Source organism: Gilvimarinus gilvus (genome assembly GCF_030518155.1).
Taxonomy (GTDB): Bacteria; Pseudomonadota; Gammaproteobacteria; order Pseudomonadales; family Cellvibrionaceae; genus Gilvimarinus; species Gilvimarinus gilvus.
Genome location: NZ_JAULRU010000617.1, coordinates 201075 through 221929, shown reverse-complemented (window position 1 = coordinate 221929; position 20855 = coordinate 201075). Strand labels below are relative to the sequence as shown.

Here is a 20855-nt window from a genome sequence, read left to right as displayed (position 1 = left end):
AACGAGCGAAGACTAATCAGGAGATTTTATGCCTTTACCACCGGCCAACAAACTAGCCGATCCTAAAACGCATTTGACGGTACGCAATGCGACACTGGCGGATGTGGATGCCATTGTGGCTTTATCCAAACGTGTCTACGAACCTGTGAATATGGAGGCCTATGCGCCCTCGGCCGTGGTCGGCCAAATTAACAATTTCTCCCAGGGGCAAATAGTCGTTATGGTGGGTGAAGTGCTCGTGGGGTACTGCGCCACCTTCCGTATTGCAGGGAAATACGCGCTCAAGCCGCATAATTGGGTCGAAATAACCGGCAACGGTTATGCTTCGCGACACGATATTCGCGGCGACTGGCTTTACGGCATGGAAGTGTGTGTGGATGACGACTATCGGGGTTACCGCATTGGTCAGCGCCTTTATGACGAGCGCAAAAAACTCTGTCAGTCGCTGGGCTTAAAAGGTGTTGTGTTTGCCGGCCGTATGCCAAACTTGGCAAGGCGAATAAAAAAATTCAAAACGGTAGAAAACTACGTCGATCAGGTGGTGCATAAAAAAGCCAAAGATCCCGTACTGTCGTTCCAGTTTCGCAACGGTTTCGAAATGATCGGCATCCTTGAAGATTACCTCGACGAGGATAAGCAGTCCCTGGGCTATGCCGTGCACATGAAATGGGAAAACCCCAACGTGCCGGCCGAAGATGACAAGCCGGCGAAAAAATACGGTGTGAGTATGCCCGAGGTGGTGCGCGTGGCCACCGTGCAGTATATGCAGCGCAAAATATCCTCATTCGGTGAATTTTTGAAATACATTGAGTATTTTGTCGATGTGGTGGCCGACTATAAAAGTGATTTTGTGGTATTTCCGGAGTTGATGACGCTGCAGTTGCTGTCTATTGAAGATCAAGAGCTGTCACCGTTTGAGTCCATCGAGGCGCTGACCAAGTACACGCCCAGGCTTAAAGAAGCATTTCGCAATATGGCCCTGCACTATAACGTGAACATTATTGCGGGCTCTCACCCTACTCGTATGGAAAATGGCCGCATCGAAAACATTGCTTACATATTCTTGCGCGACGGACGGATGTTTGAACAGCCCAAGATTCACCCCACTCCCAACGAAGTCTACTGGTGGGATATCGAGGGCGGCAGTAGTTTGCGAGCAATCGACACCGATTGCGGGCCGATAGGCGTATTGATTTGCTACGACTCAGAGTTTCCCGAGTTGGCTCGTCACTTGGCAGATCAGGGTATTCACTTTTTATTTGTGCCTTTTTGTACCGATGAGCGCCAAAGCTACTTGCGCGTGCGTTACTCCTGTCAGGCGCGGGCGGTAGAAAATCAGTTCTATGTAGTAATGTCCGGCAATGTTGGCAACCTACCTAATGTTGCCAATATGGATATCCAATACGCACAAAGCTGTATTCTGACCCCCTGTGATTTTGGCTTTGCGCGCGATGGAATTGCGGCAGATACCGATCCAAACGTAGAAACTGTCGCTTTTGCCGATCTTCGGCCCGAGGCCTTGTTGACGGCGCGAAACAGCGGTACTGTGCAAAATCTGAAAGATCGTCGGCACGACCTGTACCGAATGATCTGGAAGGGCGATAGAGTAAGACCCATAAAAAATAGCGGTCAGTGACCGCAACAGTGAGCCTGATGATGATTTCCGTTATGAATTGCTTCACAAGCGAAAAGGATTCATCGTAATGATAAAAAATATATTTCTACTATTGACCTGTTTGGCTATATTCACAGGCGTAAGCGTAGCCGCTGCGCCGGACAATGAAGACAAGTCACAAGCGGATAAGGTGATCATTGGCTATGTCTTTAGCCCCGATAAACCACTCGATCCTGCCACCATCGCCGCCGAAAAGTTAACGCATGTAAACTATGCATTTTCAAATCTGGTTGATCATAAAATAGTGAACGGGTTTGAGTTTGATGACCAAAACTACCGCCGACTGAATGATTTGAAAAAGCGTAACTCTAGCTTAAAGATACTGTCATCGGTAGGCGGTTGGACCTGGTCGGGCGGGTTCTCTGATATGGCGGCCACAGAGGAATCTCGTCAAATTTTCATCAACAGCGCAGTAGAGTTTGTGCGTCGTCATCAGTTGGATGGTATTGATATCGACTGGGAGTATCCGGGCTTGCCAGGGGCCGGTAACAAACACCGCGCGGATGACGGCACGAACTTCGCCTTGGTGCTAAAAGGCCTGCGCGCGGCTTTTGATTCTTTAGAGGAGGAACTAGGTCGCCCTTTAATGCTGACGATTGCCACAGGTGGCTTTCCGGATTTTTTGGCGAAAAGTGATATCGGCGAGTGGCAGAAATACCTCGACTACATCAATATCATGGCGTACGACTTTAATTTCCCTCGCGCAGGCGGTACCACGGGCCATCACACTGCGCTCTACAGTCGTGCGGAAGATGACTCTGGTCAATCGGCCGATGCCGCAGTGCGCAACCACAATGCCGCTGGCGTGCCCTTACATAAACTGGTAGTCGGCGTTGCGTTTTATGGGCGCACCTGGGTGAATGTAAATTCACAGGAGGCAGGGCTAAACCAACCTGGTGACGCCGGAGAGCCCAGTTTTGGCAGTGCGCGCTATAACAATTTAGTTGCGTCAGTTATAGGCAAGGGCACTTACCAGCGACATTGGGACGATATTGCAAAAGCGCCCTGGTTGTGGAGCGCGCAAGAAAAAACGTTTGTCAGTTACGACGACCCAGAGTCTATTGCTGCGAAAGTTAAGTATATTCAGGAGCGGGGCCTGGGCGGGGTGATGTTCTGGCAGTACACGTCAGATCATAATAACCAGCTGTTGGATGCCATTAACAATGCGCTGGAGCGGTAGTTGACGGGGAATGGGTAACGGGGTGTTGATGGAGAATGGTTGACGGTAAACGGGAAGTATAGAGTGATCGCCAGACGTCTGATGCAAAAGTAATATATGGATTGTATAGGCTACGGTAGTAGGGTTGATATAATTTTTTCACCGTTCACCGTTCACCGTTCACCGTTCACCGTTCACCGTTCACCGTTCACATCCGACTTTCTGTCTCCCAACCCAACATTACTTGAACGCAAATGTAAATCTCGCTGCGGGAAGGGAATTTCCACACCGGCTTCGCGCAGTGCATCGTCTATCGCCCATATGTAATCTGAGGTGACTTGGGTGGGACGTTTTACCGCGTCGGGCTCTACCCATACACCCAAACTGAAATCTAGGCTGCTGTCGCCAAATCCGGTCATCCAGACAATGGGTTTGTGTGAGTCGTCTGTTAAGGTGTAGCTGACTTTGGCGGCCGCTGCGAGTACGGCATCGCGCACCTTGTTTTTATCTGAGCCATAGGCGACGCCAAAGGGGATGCGAAACCGGCGCACGTTTTCTTCCAGTGTCCAGTTAATGACCTGGCCGCTAATAAATTCTGAGCTGGGCACTAGAATGTCGATGTTATCGTTGGTGCGTATCAGGGTCGAACGCAGGCGTATTTCTTTTACCTCACCCATTAAGCCCGTGCCGAGCTCGATAAAGTCCCCCACCTTGATCGACTTTTCCAGCAAAATAATAATGCCTGAGACAAAATTATTGACGATGGATTGCAGCCCCAGACCAATGCCAATACCTAGAGCGCCACCGACCAACACTAATTTATCGAGCTGAAAACCAAGTACCGATAGCGCACCAATAAAGCCGATGACAATCACGGCGTAATAGACAATGCGGTTGATGGTGTAAATCTGGTGGCTGACGTGGGCGGGGCGAAGTCGCGATAAGCGATTAATGGCCCGGCTGATAAGCCCGGCGATAATAAAGGTAACAATTACAACGCTAATACTGGCGACTAATGCGCCGCTGGTAAGCGTGTAGTCGCCGACGGTCAGTAAAGTGACGTTGAGCCAGTCCACAGGGTTAAATCTCCACCGGGGTGTCTGGGTGGTTGCCCCACTCAGACCAGGAGCCGTGATAACCTTTTATATCGAAGCCCAATGATTTGCCCACTAAATAGGTAAAGCCCGATCGATGGTGACTTTGGCAATGGGTGACAATGGGCTTGTCACCGGTAATGCCGCGTGCTTGTAAATACTCGCGAGCGTCTTCGCGAATGCGCAGGCCGTTGTGGCGATTCATAAGCTCCGTCCACTCCACGTTGATCGCTCCGGGAATATGGCCGGCTTTTTGGGCCAGTACCTTGGTGCCGTTGTACTCACCGGGGCCGCGTGCGTCCCAGATTTGGATGCTGTTATCCTCCAGCCCAGTCAGTATGTCGGGAATTTCCACTAAATGATTGGAGTCAATCTCGACGTCGACTTGCTGGCTTTGCGGGTCTACCACGTCCGCGGTGACGGGGTACTCTTCACCCAGCCAGGCGTGCAAGCCACCGTTCAAATAACTATATTTTGTATGGCTAATGGTATCGAGCGTCCAGATAAAGCGTCCCGCCCAGCCGCCGCCCTCGTCATCGTACACAACCAATTGCGTATCTGGCGTTAGCCCCAGGTAGGTGAACAGTCGAATTAATTGCTCAACGGGCGCAATGCGACCTGGCGCCGGAGGATGATTGCACAGTAGCATTTGCGGTGGCACATGCACCGCGCCGGGAATATGTCCACGGCGATAATTGTCTTCACTGCACAGGTCGATAATCAGTGGCGCCTTTGGGCTATCGAGTAGTGGTAAAAGTTCAGCGGGTTCAAGAATAAGTGGCAGCTCGGGCATAAAAAATCCTTTAACAACTAGAGCAAGTGACAGCTATCGATTGGGGTGCATATCCGCCAAAATACGGCGGTAACCGTCCAGTCGACCTTCGGTGATTTTACCGTCATCCAATGCTTGTAAGATAGCACAGCCGGGTTCATGAGAATGTGAGCAATCCCGAAATTTGCAGCCGCCCATGAAGGGGCGAAACTCTTTAAAGCCTGCCAAAACGTCTTCCGGCTCAACGTGCCACAGGCCAAATTCGCGAATGCCCGGAGAGTCTATCAGTCTTCCGCCGCTCGGAATGTCATAAAGTGTGGCGTTGGTGGTGGTGTGGGTGCCGGTTTGCCGTTCGCTCAACTCGCCAACCCGAATATTGGCCTTGGGTAGCAGCGCATTGACCAAGGATGATTTACCCACGCCGGATTGGCCCACAAACACGCTGGTAAAGTGCGATAGATAGTCACGCAGCGGTTCCAGACCGTGGTCTTGGGTGGCGGAGGCGAGAATGACGGTATAGCCAAGAGACGTGTACAAAGCTTGAATATTGGCAACCTTGTCACGCTGCTGGTCGTCGATTAAATCCACCTTGTTAATTACTAGCGCAGGCTCAATGCCAATGGCCTCTGCCGCGACCAAATAGCGGTCAATCAGATTAAAGTGCGGCTCGGGGTAGGGCGCTACAACAATCGCTATACGGTCGATATTGGCGGCAACAGCTTTCATATCCCCGTAGGGATCGGGGCGCATTAGCGATGTGGCCCGGTCGATGCGGGCAACCACCACGCCAAAAGGGTTGCCGTCGCGCCATATCACCTTGTCTCCAGTGACAAGCCCTCCCAAATTACTGCGAAAGTGGCAGCGCTTGGCCTCTCTGGTGGCGGCATCTTCCACCATAACCTGGGTGCCGTAATGGGTTACGATCAGGCCTTCTTGCTCCTGCCCTAAGTCGCTTTCGCCGAGCTTTTCGTCGGCCTTATCATCGCGCCGCGAAGCGCGCTTTTCACGCTCTTTCTGAATCTTTTCTATGCGCCAGCTCTGGCGACGTGTCAGTTTGCGCTTGCTCAAAAGGCAGTTCCCGGTCAGCGGTGTTAAGATAGGGCTATCGAAGGTTACAAGCTCTATTGTAAAGGAAACTGATTATGAGCCCTACTGTCAGCGCCGACAATTTAATTTGGGTCGATTTGGAAATGACCGGGCTGGACCCGGACAACGACGTTATTATTGAAATCGCCACCATTGTCACCGATGCTCACCTCAATATCCTCGCCGAAGGCCCCGTAATGGCGGTGCATCAGCCCGATAGCGCGCTGGACGCCATGGATCAATGGAATACCAATCAGCATGGCAAGTCCGGCCTGACCGAGCGGGTGAAAAACTCCACCACCAGCATCGAGGCGGCAGAAGCGGCGACGATTGAGTTCCTCGAACAGTGGGTTCCGGCGGGCAAGTCGCCGATGTGCGGCAACTCAATTTGCCAGGACCGCCGCTTTATGGCCCGCGGCATGCCCGCGCTCGAGCGCTACTTCCACTACCGCAATTTGGATGTGAGCACCCTAAAAGAGCTTGCCCGTCGCTGGAAGCCGGCGGCGCTGGAAGGATTTAAAAAGTCCGGCGCGCATCTGGCGATGGATGATATTAAAGATTCCATTGCCGAGCTGGTGCACTATCGTGAAACCTTTATTGATTTGGGGTGATGGAGTGGGGACGGTTGAGGGTTGACGGGAAACGGTTGACGGAGAATGGTGAACGGTTGGCGGGAAACGGAGAATGGTGAACGGTTTAAGGGGATCAGAGTGGCAGCGTATGCGGATTCCTTACGCACTTAAAATACTATCAATCGCGAAAGCAATCTAGGCTGTTGACAAACCCCTTGCATGTTCAGCGAGGCCTGCGGGACTTTCAGGCTTGCCCGTACTCGTCGTTGCCACTTTTCGATGGGTGGGCACACACCGTCAAAGTGGCGCCTAGATTACGAACCAGCCTGAGAGTCTGAGTACGTAAGGATTTTTTCAACAGCCTGCCAGGAGAGTGATATGTCCAACCCATTTGAAAATCTGGAATGCCTAACCCTGGAAAATCCCAAAGCCGGGGCAAGTGACGCCTGTGTGATTTGGCTGCACGGATTAGGGGCTAGCTGTAATGATTTTGCGAATTTACTGCCGGAGCTGGCGCTCTCTGCAGGAGCCAAAATTCGCTTTATATTCCCACAGGCGCCAACCATGCCCGTAACCGTCAATGGCGGTTATGAAATGCCGGCCTGGTACGACTTACTGAGCCTTGATGTAGACCGAAAATTTAACGAGGAGCACCTCAGGCAGGCCAGCGCGGCCATTAGCGAAATAGTCGCGCAGCAGGTGGCTCAGGGCATTGCCAGCGAGCGCATTTTAATCGCTGGCTTTTCCCAGGGCGGTGCGGTGGCCTACGATGTCGCCCTGAACAGTAACCATAAACTGGCCGGGTTGATGGCGCTGTCGACTTATTTCGCCACCAGTGCCACCTGCACCTTTGCCGAAGCCAATAAGCACTTGCCCATATCCATCCAGCATGGCCTACAGGATGAGGTAGTTGTGCCGGAGTTGGCTAAACGGGCGCAAGAGCTATTACGGGGACGTGGCTATAGCGTTGAGTCGCACCGTTACCCCATGGCTCACGAAGTGTGTTTTGAGCAAATTCAGGGCATCAGCGACTTTATAAATCGCTGCTTACCAGCCTTGTAGGGGCTTTACTTCTTGGCTTGCTGGCGGGCGTGAACATTGGCTAAAAGTGCCTTGAGCTCGGTTTCAGCCCAAGCCGTGGCGTCTGCTTCGGTCGCAAAACCGCCTTGCGCTTTCGACACAACCGTTTTGCGAGCGGTGGCGCGGCGTGTAAGCTCTGCGCGCCAAGTGCCAGCAGATTCAATAATGCGATAATCGTATTTCTTGCCGGTAGTCATAGGGTTCCTTGCATAGGTTATATGCGCTGTTTGATCATGCTTGTCGGGTATTGAGATTATATTTGCGGTTTCGGAATATATTGATAACATTCATCATCGTGTATGAATCCCGCAGTCCGAGTCGCTTCTTGCCTTATGGATTGTTAGGGTAGTTGAAGTATCGGTGATAACTATATGTAATTGGGTTGGTTTTCTCGCTAAGCTGCCGATTCAGCAAATCACTTGCGAACTCTTCCTTAACTTGAGGGCGGCATAAGCAGAGTTTATCATAATCTGTCGCAGGGCAGATCATGCCTTAACAAGTATTATACAAGTGAGCGCCTGCAGGCCTAGTTTAGCTGTAGCGATCATGACCTAGAACGGGATATGGCCCGCTCCGTAATGAGATAATGAAATGAGAGCAGTATTAGATATCGGGGATGAAAAGACAGGGTCCAAATCCCGCCAAATGTTCATACACAATAATAAAGTGGAGTTATTGAAGAAAGGGTTCTTGTCTCTAAAATCAACAAAAGTTGGTTACTACGATATGGGGTTAGCTGCTTATGCTGGTAATCGTCATTTTATAAAGATGTTTAAAGACAAAAATGCAATATCTGAGAATGTGGACTTAGATGCGCTCCTAGAGAATGGAATAGCTGAAGAAATAAAAGGCAGTGACTCTCATACGGTTATTTTTTCTTTCGAGGGTTTGATTCGGCTAAATTCTAGTGAGATTAGCAAGTTAACTTCGATGCTAAAGAAGTACTTCTCTGAGATTTTGGTTTTTGGCTTTTTTAAGAGGCAGGACAAATGGGCTGTAAGTGCCTATACAACCAGGCTTACGAATAGAGGGGCGACAGATTCAAAAGTTTTTTATTATTCTTACGGAATTCCTAGGGGGCGCAATTATTTTAAAGTACTTAAAGGATGGGCATCATTCCTTCCAAAAGAAAGTTTGATTTTCTATGATTATGATAAGTGTGGTGATGTGGTGAGAACTTTTTCGGATGTTGTAGGTATGCCCGACAACTTGATTTTTGAGAAGTCTAGGCGCAATCCGTCAATGTCAGCGCTTGGGGCAGAAGTTTTGCGACGCTTTAACAAAGATCTCTCTGATAGCAATAAGTATAAAGACAGAACCGCTCAGGTAATAAGGCGAATTAGACAATTTTATGTTGGGACGCCTTACCTTCCCCCTAAAAACGAGGCTCGGAAACTATTTAAGAGGTTTTCACGTTCGAATAAAAAACTTGCGAATACTTTAGGATCAAATGAAAAATACTTTTTCAGTGAAGATTTTTCCGGTTATCCTGATAAGTCTTCAAAAATCAAGCTTACCCTTGGCGAGGTTGAAGGTTACATTGATAAAGCCTTGGAGGCCTCTTCAAAAGCCACCTTCGACTAATCGGGGTTGAATTCTTGGGTTAACGAAAAACCATATCACCGAAATATTGGCGACCTAGCCCCGCTGAGGCTCTGAGCATGCAAGGGGGGAGGTCAACAGCCTGCTAGTGATAGGGTATCTTCTTACTAGAGTGCCAAAGAACACTATTCTTGTGCCTCCAGTAATTTAGGAATAAATGCCAAGGCGTCCAGATAAACCTGCTGGGTGCAGAGCCTATCGAACTGAAACAGTAAAGCGGCTAAAGTCACATCTTTTGCCTTAACCGACTGCAATGCCGAACGTCGAAGGGATGCCTGCTGGAGTGCATGTGGCAAGTCTTGTAAGCTCTTCAACGTAAGGGGCCAATTGCTCCCAAGCGGTTCCAGGGTCCAGCGGCCCCAATCGGTAATCCAAAGCTGTTCTTCCGCATCTACCAGCAGAGTGTTGGAGTTAATGGTGGAGTTTACTATTATCAGTGGCAGATTGCGAACAGTCTCTAGCATGCTCGGTAGCTGCTGCTCCAGGCTTTGTACGATTGGCAAGGTGCTCTCGTCAGCGGCCATGTTTAAACGCTCTAGCACGGTGGAATCCAAGCGCTGCCATAGCATAGGGTGTGAGCGCGCGTAGCGTTCGGCTAAATCATTGGGCGGCTCAAAGGCGAATAAAGCGGTTAAGTAATTTTGTGTGTGTTTGCCAGGAGCCACTGATGAGCAGCCTTGGGGCAACGAGTAGATATGACAAGGCCACTTTCCTACCTGGCCTGCGGCCAGCAAGGGTAGGGCTGGTAAGCGCGTACTGGATTCATCCAATAGCAGCGTAGCCTCATGGCTGGCAGGCAATGAAGGGTTTTTTCCGTATACTCGAACCAAATAACTCCCTATTAGTTCATTCTCAGAGTTGTAGGCTTCAGCCTCCAGGGCAATCACTTCGCTAGCCCCGGTTTGATGCCATGTAACGTTCAAATTGGCTGGGTCTATTGCTAGCTGCTCACGCAGCAGCGGGTGAAGCCAGGTCTGTCTGGTTTCTGATGCAAATAATGACCAAAATTCCGTTTGCTTATCGTCTACCTGAGTCAGCGAATGCTCTGCAAAAAACATGGCATTTAGCTTACGCCGGTTGCTGTACAAGCTTACTCCAGAGCTCACCAGTTTGTTTGTTCTGTTCAATGCCTGCCTTGTTAGAATGACGGATATTATCGCCACTAAAAAACCTTGGACAGCGCCGGATAAAAACTGCTGCACTAACAATAAAAACGCCAGCATAAACCCCAGCCCCGTTAGTACGGGCACTATAGAGGTTAAATTATCGTCAATGCGTTCGCGCAATGATTTACTGCTTTTGTGGGCCAATGCTAAAAAGATCACACAGAGTGTGGTGAAGCCAATCAGTAACACGCACAGAGGGGGGAATAAAAAACCCAATGCCAGCCAGACGCAGCCAATAAAAACCGTATTTGCCAGTGCGAGCGCATAGCGCTGATAGCTTGAGGCGGCTAGGTCATCTTGATTTTCGAACAAAATAATTTTGCGGCTTCTTTCCAGAAGTTGTTTGGCCCCCATATTGGATGCCCACTGAACTAGCCGCTCCATAACCAGGTGGATAATATAAAAGGCGGGTGTCGCGATGCTTAGCGCTAAAATCAGTGTATTCCGGTCGACTTCAATAAAATCTTGCGAGAGGTAACGGGGAATACGGTCTGAGCCGATAAGTATTAAAACTTTTAACGGAAGTAAAAACGCGAGTAACATAGCCACTTGTGAGACCAGTGTGGCGGGAATTACAAACAGCGTCGCCCCCGGGGCTACTCGAAAGAACTTACCGCCTAGGGTTAAAAGCCAGCGAAAACTGTCAGAAACAGTGTTAAACAACGTTATTCTCCTGATCTTTGCGGCGTAAAGCCGCGTATTGTAGGCTTTTTAGGTGTTTAAAACTACACATGCAGCTCAATGCTTATACAGTCAGTTTTCCAGATCAGGGTAAGAAATCAATGTTCGAGAGTTTTTCCTTCGCAGTATCGGGTATTAAGGGGTACCTGAGTATGATACTGACATGCACCGAACAATTCTTGTGGCTGAGTGTTGGCGTATTCTACTGAGTAAAATAGGCTCGTGTGTATTCGTGAACTTGGCTGTTTTTTAAAATGTCGTTTGTTGACATCCACCGGTATTGTGCATGCTGAGTTTTAGGCAAGCTTTCTGTCGCTTCGCTAAGTGCAATTTCAAACGCCAGCACAACATAATGCGTTGAAACGTCTTGATGTGATTCGTCGCTGAAAACAAAGTCATCGTAAAAGTGCTCGTACACGCCTTTCCAGCTTGCCTCCGTCATAGATACCGGTTGCCCCAACTCTTCTTGCGTCAGTCGTAGAAAAGCATCCTCTAGGCGCTCGCCTTTCTGAACGCGTCCGCCGGGAACAAACCAGTGATCTTTTGCAGGGCGGTTGTTTCGCCAACCCAAAAGAAATTGACCTTGAGGGTTTCTCACCACAAGGTCAATGGAGACTAACGGGGTATGGGCAATTGCGTGAGTAAAATCGGCCTTACTTAAATGCAACGTTACCCCCTAAAGTGGTCTTGGTTGTTTAAAAACCACTGGTAAGCATTGTGAAGACCGTCTTCCAATTCAATTGCGTAACTCCACCCAAGATTGCGCAGGCGAGACACATCCATCAACTTGCGCGGGGCGCCATCTGGCTTACTGGGGTCCCACTCAATGTTCCCCTCAAATCCGACGACCTTGGCGACGGTTTCAGTGAGTTCTCTAATGGTACAGTCTACTCCAGTACCCACGTTAATATGGCTAAGCATAGGCTGGGTATGTTTCTGGTAGGTGGGGTTGTCGAGGTTCATTACAAATACACTGGCAGCAGCCATATCATCTACGTGTAAAAACTCTCGCATGGGAGTGCCCGTGCCCCAGGCAGTAACCTTGGCATCACCACGCTCTTTTGCCACGTGAAATCGGCGCAGTAGAGCGGGAATTACATGACTGTTCTCAGGGTGAAAGTTATCGTTTGGCCCGTATAAGTTGGTTGGCATAACCGAGCGGTAGTCGCGGCCATACTGCCGGTTATAGCTTTCACACAGTTTTATGCCCGCAATTTTAGCAATGGCGTAGGGCTCGTTAGTTGGCTCCAGAATACCGGTAAGCAACGCATCCTCGCGCATCGGCTGTTCTGCCATTTTAGGGTAAATACACGACGAGCCCAAAAACAATAACTTCTGAACACCTGTACGATGCGCCGAGTGAATAATATTTGATTCAATCGTCAAGTTTTTGTAGATAAATTCAGCCGGGTAGGTGCTATTAGCATGAATGCCGCCAACCTTAGCCGCAGCCAAATAAACGTGGTTCACAGGCGTGGATGCAAAGAAATCCTGTACCGCTTGCTGGTTGGACAAATCCAGCTCATCGCGCGAGGTGGTTACAATGTTCTGATAGCCCAAAGCTTTCAGGTGGCGCACTATGGCCGAGCCCACCATCCCCTGGTGGCCCGCTACAAATACGGTTTGATCACGTGGAGTGTGCATGTCGCATCAACCTTCGCGCGTAAGGGGCACATTGTGCCCATTGGCCTTGAGCAGCGCATGCCGCTTGGCGGCTTGCAGATCTTCCTCCACCATTTCCGCGCACATTTGCTGCGCAGTCGTCTCGGGCTCCCAGCCCAACTTTTCTCTGGCCTTGGTGGAATCGCCCAGCAGTGTTTCCACTTCGGCAGGGCGGAAGTACCGGGGGTCAATTCTTACTAGCACATCACCGGGCTTAACATTCGGCGCGGCGTCGCCGCTAACTGAGTCAACAACGGCGATCTCATCCACGCCCTTACCATGAAAGTGCAGTGCGATTCCCAGCTCGCCAGCGGCCCACTCAATAAACTGGCGCACCGAGTACTGTTTGCCGGTAGCGATTACGAAATCTTCTGGTTTGTCCTGCTGCAACATCATCCAGGCCGCCTGCATGTAATCTCGGGCGTGTCCCCAATCGCGCTTTGCGTTGAGATTGCCCACATAAAGGCAGGTCTCCAAACCCTGGGCAATATGAGCCAGTCCGCGAGTCACTTTGCGGGTCACGAACGTCTCGCCACGACGGGGCGACTCGTGATTGAACAGTATGCCATTGCAGGCGTACAGCCCGTACGCTTCGCGATAATTCACCGCTATCCAGTAAGCGTAAAGTTTGGCGGCACCGTAAGGGGAGCGGGGGTGAAAGGGTGTCTGTTCACTCTGGGGTGACTCTTTAACCAGTCCGTACAGTTCAGATGTAGACGCCTGGTAGAATTTGGTTGTCCCTTCGCGGCCCAGCAACCGAATGGCTTCGAGCAACCGTAACGTACCCATGGCATCGACATCGGTTGTGTATTCCGGCGACTCAAAACTGACTGCAACATGGGATTGCGCCCCCAGGTTGTAGACTTCGTCTGGCTGCACTTCTTGCAAAATACGCGTTAAGTTTGACGAATCCGTCAGGTCGCCATAATGCAAGACAAGGCGCTGGTGTTCAGTATGAGGGTCCTGGTAGATATGATCGATTCGCTGGCTATTGAACAGGGAGCTACGGCGCTTGATACCGTGAACCTGGTAACCCTTATCCAGAAGAAGTTCAGCGAGGTATGACCCATCCTGGCCGGTGATGCCGGTAATCAGTGCTTTTTTCATGTGTTATCTACTCGTGCGAGCCTGCGGACCAATTAAAACAGCTTTGGGCCTTGACCTGTTGATAAGCTTCCAGCCCCTTCGTCTGCCGCTTAACCACCTCCTGCATGGGAATGGCGCGTAGCCAGGACGGCAACCCTTCCAGCGAGCTGTGGGGGTAACGAAGAATGATGGCATCCCAATCGATAGAACTCAAACTACCCCCGTCAGGCAGGGCGGGAACCTCCCCGAGCAATACCGGTACGGCCCCCACTGCGAGCGCCTCCCACAATCTCAGGGTATTGGGCCCGGCACCAGACGGACACAAAGCGAATACCGAATCACTGAGCAAGCGATTGTAATCGGTGACCGACTCGTCAAGCCGGTAGGCGGCAGAGAGATCCGCACCACTGATTTGATGTTGATAGACAACGTCCTCAAAATGCCACTTGTCGGTTACCTTCACCACACAGTCGGGCTCGTTGTTCAAGGGGGCAAGTTGAAGGCGTATATCACTCAAATAGTGGGGAGCATGGGCGCCCACGAACGACGCCAACACAGGCTTTTCAGCAGGGGGCCTGCCCACCACCAAGCCCTCCTGGCGATCCGAGTCTTCAGCATTAACGGCATACAAAGCCCAGGGATGTAGGTGAACTCCTTCCACGAAAGAATCCTGCAACTCCGGGGTGCAGTGAGATACCCAGGCATCCGTAACACCCAGCTGTCGCCATATCTGCAACATATCACGCCAGTAAATATGCTGGCAGACTGTATGGACACGCAGTTGATACCCCAAGGTAGAAAGCGCATGGCGATAGCCACTTAAGCGCACAGCGAGGATTCGAACCTGCATTTGTATTCGCTGGCGAACATTGCCATCCCAGCCGGTTTTGCGATACAAGTCTATCCAGGTAGCCCAAGGCAGCCCCAAATAAATATTGAGGGCGCCCGGTGTACGAACCGCATTGGGTTGTTTTAGGTGGTTAAGCCATGCGGCCTTTTCAGTAATGCAGGGAAACTGCCAGAACATGGGCGCCTGGTCATGCTCCGGCCCATCGGATACCTCTGCGCTGCATAAGGAGGCGGCAGACGGAAGAAAGCCATACTGAAAGTAAGAGAGTGTTCTTTGCGCTCCTTCCTGGCCGGAAAATCGATTGAGGGGCAGCACACGACAGCCAGGGATCAGGGCATCCCTGAAGATCAAACTGTCTGAACTCCGGGATACCTGAAATCTTCCGAACCAAAAGGCTTCTGAAGTGGTCATCTTCAACTACCGGTCAATCCTGCTCAAAAAGATCGCGAGTGTAGACTTTCTCTTCTACGTCCTTAATTTCATCGGACATGCGATTGGCCACAATCACATCCGCCATAGCCTTGAACGTATCCAGGTCGCGGACAACTTCTGAGTTGTAAAAGCTGGACTCCTTTAGCACAGGCTCATAAACCACCACGGGAATCCCTTTCGCTTTAATTCTCTTCATCACGCCCTGTACAGAGGAGCTTCTGATATTGTCGGAGCCTGTTTTCATAACCAGGCGATAGTTCCCCACCATTTTGGGATTACGCTTGATAACGGATTCGGCAATAAAGTTCTTGCGGGTGCTGTTGGCATCGACAATGGCCCCAATCAGATTGTTGGGCACCGCATCGTAATTGGCCCGAAGCTGCCGGGTATCCTTGGGCAGGCAATAACCCCCGTAACCAAAAGAAGGGTTTTTGTAATGATCGCCCACTCGCGGGTCCAGGCCCACGCCTTCAATAATATGACGAGAATCCAATCCATGCACTTCGGCATAGGTATCCAGTTCGTTAAAATAGGCCACCCGCATTGCGAGGTAGGTATTGGCAAATAGCTTAATAGCTTCGGCTTCTGTACTGTTGGTGAACAAAACGGACACACTACTTTTCAACATGCCCTGCTTAAGCAAATTGGCAAAGGTTTCTGCTCGCTCAGATTGCTCACCCACGACAATGCGGGACGGGTATAGGTTGTCGTAGAGTGCCTTTCCCTCCCGAAGGAACTCTGGCGAGAAAATTAGGTTCTCAGTACCCAGATTCTCTCGAGCGCCAAGGGTATAGCCCACGGGCACGGTAGACTTAATCACAATAACAGCACCGGGGTTGATGCTCATCACATCGCGAATCACTGCCTCGACACTACTCGTATCGAAATAGTTGGTTGCCGGGTCGTAGTCCGTGGGCGTGGCAATGACAACGAAATCTGCGCCCTGGTAAGCCAATTCCTTATCCAGTGTCGCAGTGAAATTCAAGTCGTGATTGGACAGGAAGTCGGATATTTCAGCGTCCTCTACCGGAGACACTCTGTCATTCAACAGCGCTACCTTCTCTGGTGCTATATCCACCGCGACCACTTCATTGTGTTGTGCCAACAACATGGCATTGGACAGGCCTACATAGCCGGTACCAGCAACTGCTATCTTCAAAACTAACCCCCAAATTTTTTGGCTTCTTCTCTTCTCAGTCGTTTGGCAAAGGCACACCGGCAGGTAGTTGGCCTGTCGTCAGCCTCGCCAATTGCTCCCCCCAGCGCAGCGCACGCGCGCGCCGAAGTGAGCTTTCTTTCACAATGCTCCCAATGATCGGCGCTACAGCCTCCACGGTAAGTTCCGCTTTAAAAACGGCGCGGCCTTTTTGTCTATGGGATTGGTCACCAGATGCCAGCCACTGCTGTAGGCGACCTTTAAGGTTATCCCGGGTAACTGGAATAAAGGCGCCTTTGGCAGCCAAGTCCTCCAGTGGTGGCGTCACCTGGGCAAAAACGGTTAAGCCCATACCAAGAGCATCTACCAATTTAGCAGGAAACTGAAATCGACTGACCGGGTTGTCGGCATCTTGCAGCAGTACGCAGGCATCGCCCATGGCGACAATATCGGCAGTACGCTCATAGGGCTGAGAGTCCAGCCAGCGAATATCAAGCCCTTTTAAACGCGCAAGGCCGTCCCGTGTTTCCTGATCTGGGTCGCCGCCAGCGATGACGTAGCATATATTCTTTTGTGGCAAGCTGGCCAGAACCTCAGCAGTTTCTACAACACCCTTGTGAACCCGCGGTGATCCGTAGAACAGAAAGACTGTTTTATCCTGGGGAATACCGAATTCCTCCCGGCTTGCCGCCGTCTGTGCGGCGGAAGGGGAGAACCGCGCAGAAGGGCGCACATGGGGAATTATCTGCCCACCATAACGTTTCTTAAGCGCCACATTAGAGACGGTAACCGCGTCAAATTGACCGATCATGCCCACGGCCAGGCGCGTCCACTCGGCCTCGCGCAGCGAACGCAGAGGAGGCAGCCTGCCCTTGGCTTGAAGGTAACTGGCGGGGTCAAGGGGAGAGTCCGCTCCGACAAACGCTAGCTCCTCGTCATCCACGTCCATTATAACGCGGGCCCCCCACACCAACTGATACAGCCAACCCATAATAACGTTGTGAATCCGGGGTTTTGATAGGTGTACCACATCAAAAGGATGCTGAACTACCAAACTAAAGGCTTGGCGCACAAATGCCTCTTCCGAGTGCATGGAAAAATAGTGGCAGGGGATACTCATTTCCTGCATGGGGGGCCATAGCGTGACGCCTGGCCTAGGAGGCAGACACCCGATTAGCGCTACATCGGACAGTGGCGCATAGGCTTCAGCAAGCGCTATTGCGCGGCCCGCCGCTTGGTGATCCAGGCTCCAACCACACACGCCAACTTTCGGGCGATCGGCTATTACATCATTGCGGTTCAGCCAGGCTCTGCGTAGGGCCACAAAGTTGCCCTCAAGCCCCGGGTACCCCGGGCGCTCAAAGGCAAGCTGTGCGTAAAACTCTCCCGCGCGCGCATAATCACCGACCCGAAACGCCTGGTTGGCGGAGCGAATCAAACTCATGACCTCAAGCACCGGTCGGTAAATCCGATAAGCGGCTTCCCGGCTGTTGCCATCGGAGCGCCAGCCCGTAACGGTAAAGCCATCTTCTTGGTAATGCGCCAAATCATCCGTTGCCACCTTGCCCTTCCAGCGGTTAACAAACACAGCCCGGTTCTGATCCACCTGCTTAAAACGCCCCTGCGTCTTGGACTCATGGTGTACCACCACGCTGTCTGGCACATAGGCTCCCAGCTTACCGGTATGCTCATGTAGGCGCAGACACAAGTCCACATCCTCCTGTCCATTAATGTACAGGGCATCAAAACCTTTCATCCCGGCAAAGTCAGTGGCATTTAACGCTAGGCAGGCGGCGGTCAGCGCTTTGAATTTTCGGGGCTTATTCGCCGCGCAATCGGAGGGGGCCATTTGGGCGTAGATGGGGTAGCCAAGCGTGCTCTTGTCAGAAAACACCACGCCCATGCATTGAAGCGTACCGTCCGGATAGCGCAGTTGAGGCTGAACGGCAAAACAGTCGCCCACGTCCAGACGCGCCATCAGCCGATCCAACCAGCCGTCGGTAACCGTAGTGTCATTATTTAAAAATACCACCCGAGCGCCCAGGCTTTCGCCAAAGCCGGTGTTGCAGCCCAAAGCAAAATTCAGGTTGGTTTCGTGGCGCATAAGACGCAATGCAGGGAATTCGTGAGCCAGCCGCGTCAACATTGCCCCAGTGGTTGCGTCACTGCCATTGTCCAGGCACACCACTTCAAAGCAAACAGTTGTTGTTACAGAGAACAACGAGCGAATGCATTGCTCGGTCAGCTCGGGCTGGTTATAAATTGGGACAATGATTGATACCAAATCCGGTGCACGATGCGCTACTTGCCAACGGTCCCAAGGCATCTGCCAGTCGTTTTGCCGTTTCAGACGCCAGGCTTTGGATGCCGAAACACGGTGATCAAACTGCCCAATTAGCAGGTAATGGCGATAGAGGTCGACCGAACCCACCACCTCGCCCTCCAACGGGTAGTTATCAGCATCCAGTAAATCACACTGGACAAGGGCTTCGAAGTCCTGTTCGAAGGACTCAACCTGAAGGGCAAGCTCGCGGCTATACGCCTGATTAATCGCTTCCCCCATGCGCACTCTCTGCAGGGAGTGCTGTTCATTTCCGGGGGGGGCATGGATCAGACCAACCGACAAACCGTCCTGACGAACCATCACCCCAAAAGCCCTTTCAACGGCATGGGTCCAAAGCCCGTCGGCTTGGTAGGAGGATGAAAATCGATGTGAATTGTCTGTGGCCCACGCGGCGATGGGCAACAAAGGCTCAACGCGTGCCGCAAACATCGTACCGGCAAAATAACCCCAATCCATCGAGGGTATATTAAGGTTTGGAATTTCACTCGACAGTGAGCGCACCAACGACTCATCATCCCGTATTAGTTTACGAGCTGATAGAAAAAATGGCGCCAACCCAACTATATCCAAATCCGGATAGTGCCCAAAAGCCCGATCTATCGCGCTCATTACCGGCTCTCGGCACATATCTTCCAGTAGTGCCTTGCCCCATACTGCACTGGCGTCATCCGCGCCGCGCTTGGTGTGCAACTTCACTACGGCGGAATAACCGGCCTCGGCCAGCTCTGGCAGTACACGTAGGAATGGCAACACATCCATACCGGTGTTTGGGTAATCCCGCACTTGCGCAACCAGCCCGTGGCGGGCCAATAGCGCCTCTACGTCCGCGCGTTTTTCCGTGGGCACCGTGATCCAAAGCGCAAATCGGTCGCTAGTGGCCAGCCAGCCTAGCTGGCTCAATAAACGCTCGGCAATATCCAGGTAATAAATGTGCAGCGTAATGGCCAGGCGGCCACCTGAATCACCCATAGCGATTCCAGATTTGTGCTACCCGCAAGGCCAGGTCTTCCCGCAAGGCGGGGGTCTCAATACCCGCCAAGGCCCGGCTGACTGTTTGCCAGGCCGGCGGCCCGTTCACCTGCCGCCGAGCCCACTTATTGAACTCCGCCCGGCCCTCGGCCTGCCCGATTTTCAGTAAATAGGAAATTCGGTGGCGCTCCAGAATGTCCGATGGCGCCGAGACCGAACCCAGCAGAGCAATGGCCTCATGGGTATTGCCCAGCAAATCCAGCACCGTGGCCCGGTAGTGCATCAGCATGGGCACTTCCCCCAGCCGCATCAGTGCATCGGCCAGCACCGCTTCCGCCGCCTCGGCCTGACCGGTCACCAACAAAATACAGGCTAGGCGAGCGTGGCCGGCACTGTCATCGGGTTTTAAGGCAATGGCCTCACGGGTGTCTTGCTCGGCCTCACTCAGTTGCAAAAGCCTATAGGCTTTATGGGCACTAGACGATAGCGCCTTATTGGAGCGCTCATTCGTTTCCACCGCCTTGGGCGAAGCACCTGCCGGTTTGGGCGCCGGCGCAGCGGGCACCCCCTCAAACGGTGAGGCCGACACTACACTGTGGGCCAACCAGCGGTCCCGCAGTTGATAAGTGTCCGGTACCCAGCGGGGCGTCTCCTGCTCCGAACGGTGGTCCGCAAAAGCCAACAACCGCTCCCACAGGCCATTCATCCGATTGATATCATCCTGGCTCAGGAGTGTGCGAACGGATTCCGTCACCTCATCGTGCACCAAGGAAGGTTTGATGGGGCTGGGAGTGTCGGTGGCTAGTGGAATGCCAAATTGCTCTTTGACTAGCTTCGGCAGGGCTAGCCCCTGCATCAAAGCCTGCTGTGTGACCACCAGGCGCTGCGCCGAGGGGCACTGCTCCAAAAACGCCACCAGCCTCTCGTTATACGCCAGCCAGACACGGGCTGCATGGCCAGCGTCCCGCCAAAAGCGACCATCGATTGTGGCATTACCGACCCCCAGCGCCATATCCCGCGTGGAGCGCTTCAGGAGTGATTGAATGCTTACACTCCAATGGCGCAGTACCACCAGATAACGTCCACGCTTTCCCATCACCTGCTGCCAATGAGGCAAGAACAGGCACTGACGCGGGTCCTTCATGCCCCAGTGCTCGCCGTGCAAGTGGTTCCGCAGCGCGGCGTAGCGTTTCATCACGTCCAGCCCAACATCCGCCGGAATATCCACCTCACCGGAGAATTGCCAGTCGGTGCCCTGCGCCTTGAGCAGGTCATCGTGCAGCGCGACCAGGGGCATATCCTCGTAATACCCCTCCGGGTTTGCCGGAGAAGGGGGCATTAAGTACTCGCCCATGCACAAGCCGGATTTGTGCAGCCATTGGGCAGCAACCGAAGTCAAACTACGATGAAATCCAATAACCGCTAGCATCTAAATCCTTATTTCTCCCACAACCATCTACCGCTATGCA

17 protein-coding genes are annotated in these 20855 nt (G+C 52.0%); 5 read left to right on the top strand and 12 right to left on the bottom strand.

Annotation, left to right across the window (positions count from 1 at the left end):
- Nucleotides 1-28: 28 nt before the first annotated feature.
- Both QWI17_RS16110 and QWI17_RS16105 read left to right on the top strand, forming a co-directional pair.
- On the top strand, nt 29-1636 hold the full coding sequence (locus tag QWI17_RS16110) for a carbon-nitrogen hydrolase family protein (RefSeq protein WP_302723543.1): 1608 nt from the start codon (nt 29-31) through the stop codon (nt 1634-1636).
- A 67-nt stretch (nt 1637-1703) separates the two neighbouring features.
- Nucleotides 1704-2855 carry a glycoside hydrolase family 18 protein gene (locus tag QWI17_RS16105; protein WP_302723542.1) on the top strand — a complete coding sequence of 384 codons (1152 nt, stop codon included), beginning with the start codon at nt 1704-1706 and terminating at the stop codon, nt 2853-2855.
- Nucleotides 2856-3028: 173 nt separating this feature from the next.
- Here QWI17_RS16105 and QWI17_RS16100 read toward each other — a convergent pair whose 3' ends face one another.
- The 3 genes from QWI17_RS16100 to rsgA are packed head-to-tail and all read right to left on the bottom strand — an operon-like array spanning nt 3029 to nt 5768.
- Nucleotides 3029-3910 (bottom strand): mechanosensitive ion channel family protein, encoded by an 882-nt coding sequence (locus QWI17_RS16100; protein WP_302723541.1) that lies wholly within the window; start codon nt 3908-3910, stop codon nt 3029-3031.
- 4 nt (nt 3911-3914) lie between these two features.
- On the bottom strand, nt 3915-4721 hold the full coding sequence (locus QWI17_RS16095) for a sulfurtransferase (protein WP_302723540.1): 807 nt from the start codon (nt 4719-4721) through the stop codon (nt 3915-3917).
- Between the two features lie 33 nt (nt 4722-4754).
- Nucleotides 4755-5768, bottom strand: coding sequence for a small ribosomal subunit biogenesis GTPase RsgA (gene rsgA, locus QWI17_RS16090; protein WP_302723539.1), 1014 nt, complete (start codon nt 5766-5768; stop codon nt 4755-4757).
- Between the two features lie 74 nt (nt 5769-5842).
- Between rsgA and orn the strand changes: the two genes are divergently transcribed.
- Both orn and QWI17_RS16080 read left to right on the top strand, forming a co-directional pair.
- Nucleotides 5843-6397 carry an oligoribonuclease gene (gene orn / locus QWI17_RS16085; protein ID WP_302723538.1) on the top strand — a complete coding sequence of 185 codons (555 nt, stop codon included), beginning with the start codon at nt 5843-5845 and terminating at the stop codon, nt 6395-6397.
- A 339-nt stretch (nt 6398-6736) separates the two neighbouring features.
- Nucleotides 6737-7420, top strand: coding sequence for an alpha/beta hydrolase (locus QWI17_RS16080; RefSeq protein WP_302723537.1), 684 nt, complete (start codon nt 6737-6739; stop codon nt 7418-7420).
- A gap of 5 nt (nt 7421-7425) precedes the next feature.
- On the opposite strand, the gene QWI17_RS16075 is transcribed toward QWI17_RS16080, so the two are convergent.
- The gene (locus QWI17_RS16075; protein ID WP_302723536.1) at nt 7426-7635 is read right to left on the bottom strand and encodes a DUF3622 domain-containing protein; all 210 of its coding nucleotides are present in this window, start codon (nt 7633-7635) and stop codon (nt 7426-7428) included.
- A 394-nt stretch (nt 7636-8029) separates the two neighbouring features.
- Between QWI17_RS16075 and QWI17_RS16070 the strand changes: the two genes are divergently transcribed.
- Nucleotides 8030-9022 carry a hypothetical protein gene (locus QWI17_RS16070; RefSeq protein ID WP_302723535.1) on the top strand — a complete coding sequence of 331 codons (993 nt, stop codon included), beginning with the start codon at nt 8030-8032 and terminating at the stop codon, nt 9020-9022.
- A gap of 143 nt (nt 9023-9165) precedes the next feature.
- Here QWI17_RS16070 and QWI17_RS16065 read toward each other — a convergent pair whose 3' ends face one another.
- The 8 genes from QWI17_RS16065 to QWI17_RS16030 all read right to left on the bottom strand — a co-directional run bounded on the left by QWI17_RS16065 (nt 9166) and on the right by QWI17_RS16030 (nt 20815).
- Nucleotides 9166-10869, bottom strand: a complete 1704-nt coding sequence (locus QWI17_RS16065) for a hypothetical protein (RefSeq protein WP_302723534.1) — start codon at nt 10867-10869, stop codon at nt 9166-9168.
- A gap of 220 nt (nt 10870-11089) precedes the next feature.
- Nucleotides 11090-11554, bottom strand: a complete 465-nt coding sequence (locus tag QWI17_RS16060; protein WP_302723533.1) for a GDP-mannose mannosyl hydrolase — start codon at nt 11552-11554, stop codon at nt 11090-11092.
- Between the two features lie 2 nt (nt 11555-11556).
- Entirely contained in the window at nt 11557-12531 is a 975-nt protein-coding gene (gene fcl / locus QWI17_RS16055; RefSeq protein WP_302723532.1) for a GDP-L-fucose synthase, read from the bottom strand.
- Nucleotides 12532-12537: 6 nt separating this feature from the next.
- Nucleotides 12538-13656: a GDP-mannose 4,6-dehydratase gene (gene gmd, locus QWI17_RS16050; protein ID WP_302723531.1), complete on the bottom strand. Its 1119-nt coding sequence runs from the start codon at nt 13654-13656 to the stop codon at nt 12538-12540.
- A gap of 7 nt (nt 13657-13663) precedes the next feature.
- Nucleotides 13664-14896, bottom strand: a complete 1233-nt coding sequence (locus tag QWI17_RS16045; RefSeq protein WP_302723530.1) for an exostosin domain-containing protein — start codon at nt 14894-14896, stop codon at nt 13664-13666.
- A 13-nt stretch (nt 14897-14909) separates the two neighbouring features.
- Nucleotides 14910-16076 (bottom strand): nucleotide sugar dehydrogenase, encoded by a 1167-nt coding sequence (locus QWI17_RS16040; RefSeq protein ID WP_302723529.1) that lies wholly within the window; start codon nt 16074-16076, stop codon nt 14910-14912.
- A gap of 34 nt (nt 16077-16110) precedes the next feature.
- Nucleotides 16111-19386 carry a glycosyltransferase gene (locus QWI17_RS16035; protein WP_302723528.1) on the bottom strand — a complete coding sequence of 1092 codons (3276 nt, stop codon included), beginning with the start codon at nt 19384-19386 and terminating at the stop codon, nt 16111-16113.
- Nucleotides 19379-20815, bottom strand: coding sequence for a hypothetical protein (locus QWI17_RS16030; RefSeq protein ID WP_302723527.1), 1437 nt, complete (start codon nt 20813-20815; stop codon nt 19379-19381). Before QWI17_RS16030 ends, QWI17_RS16035 begins: the two co-directional genes overlap by 8 nt.
- Between the last annotated feature and the right edge of the window lie 40 nt (nt 20816-20855).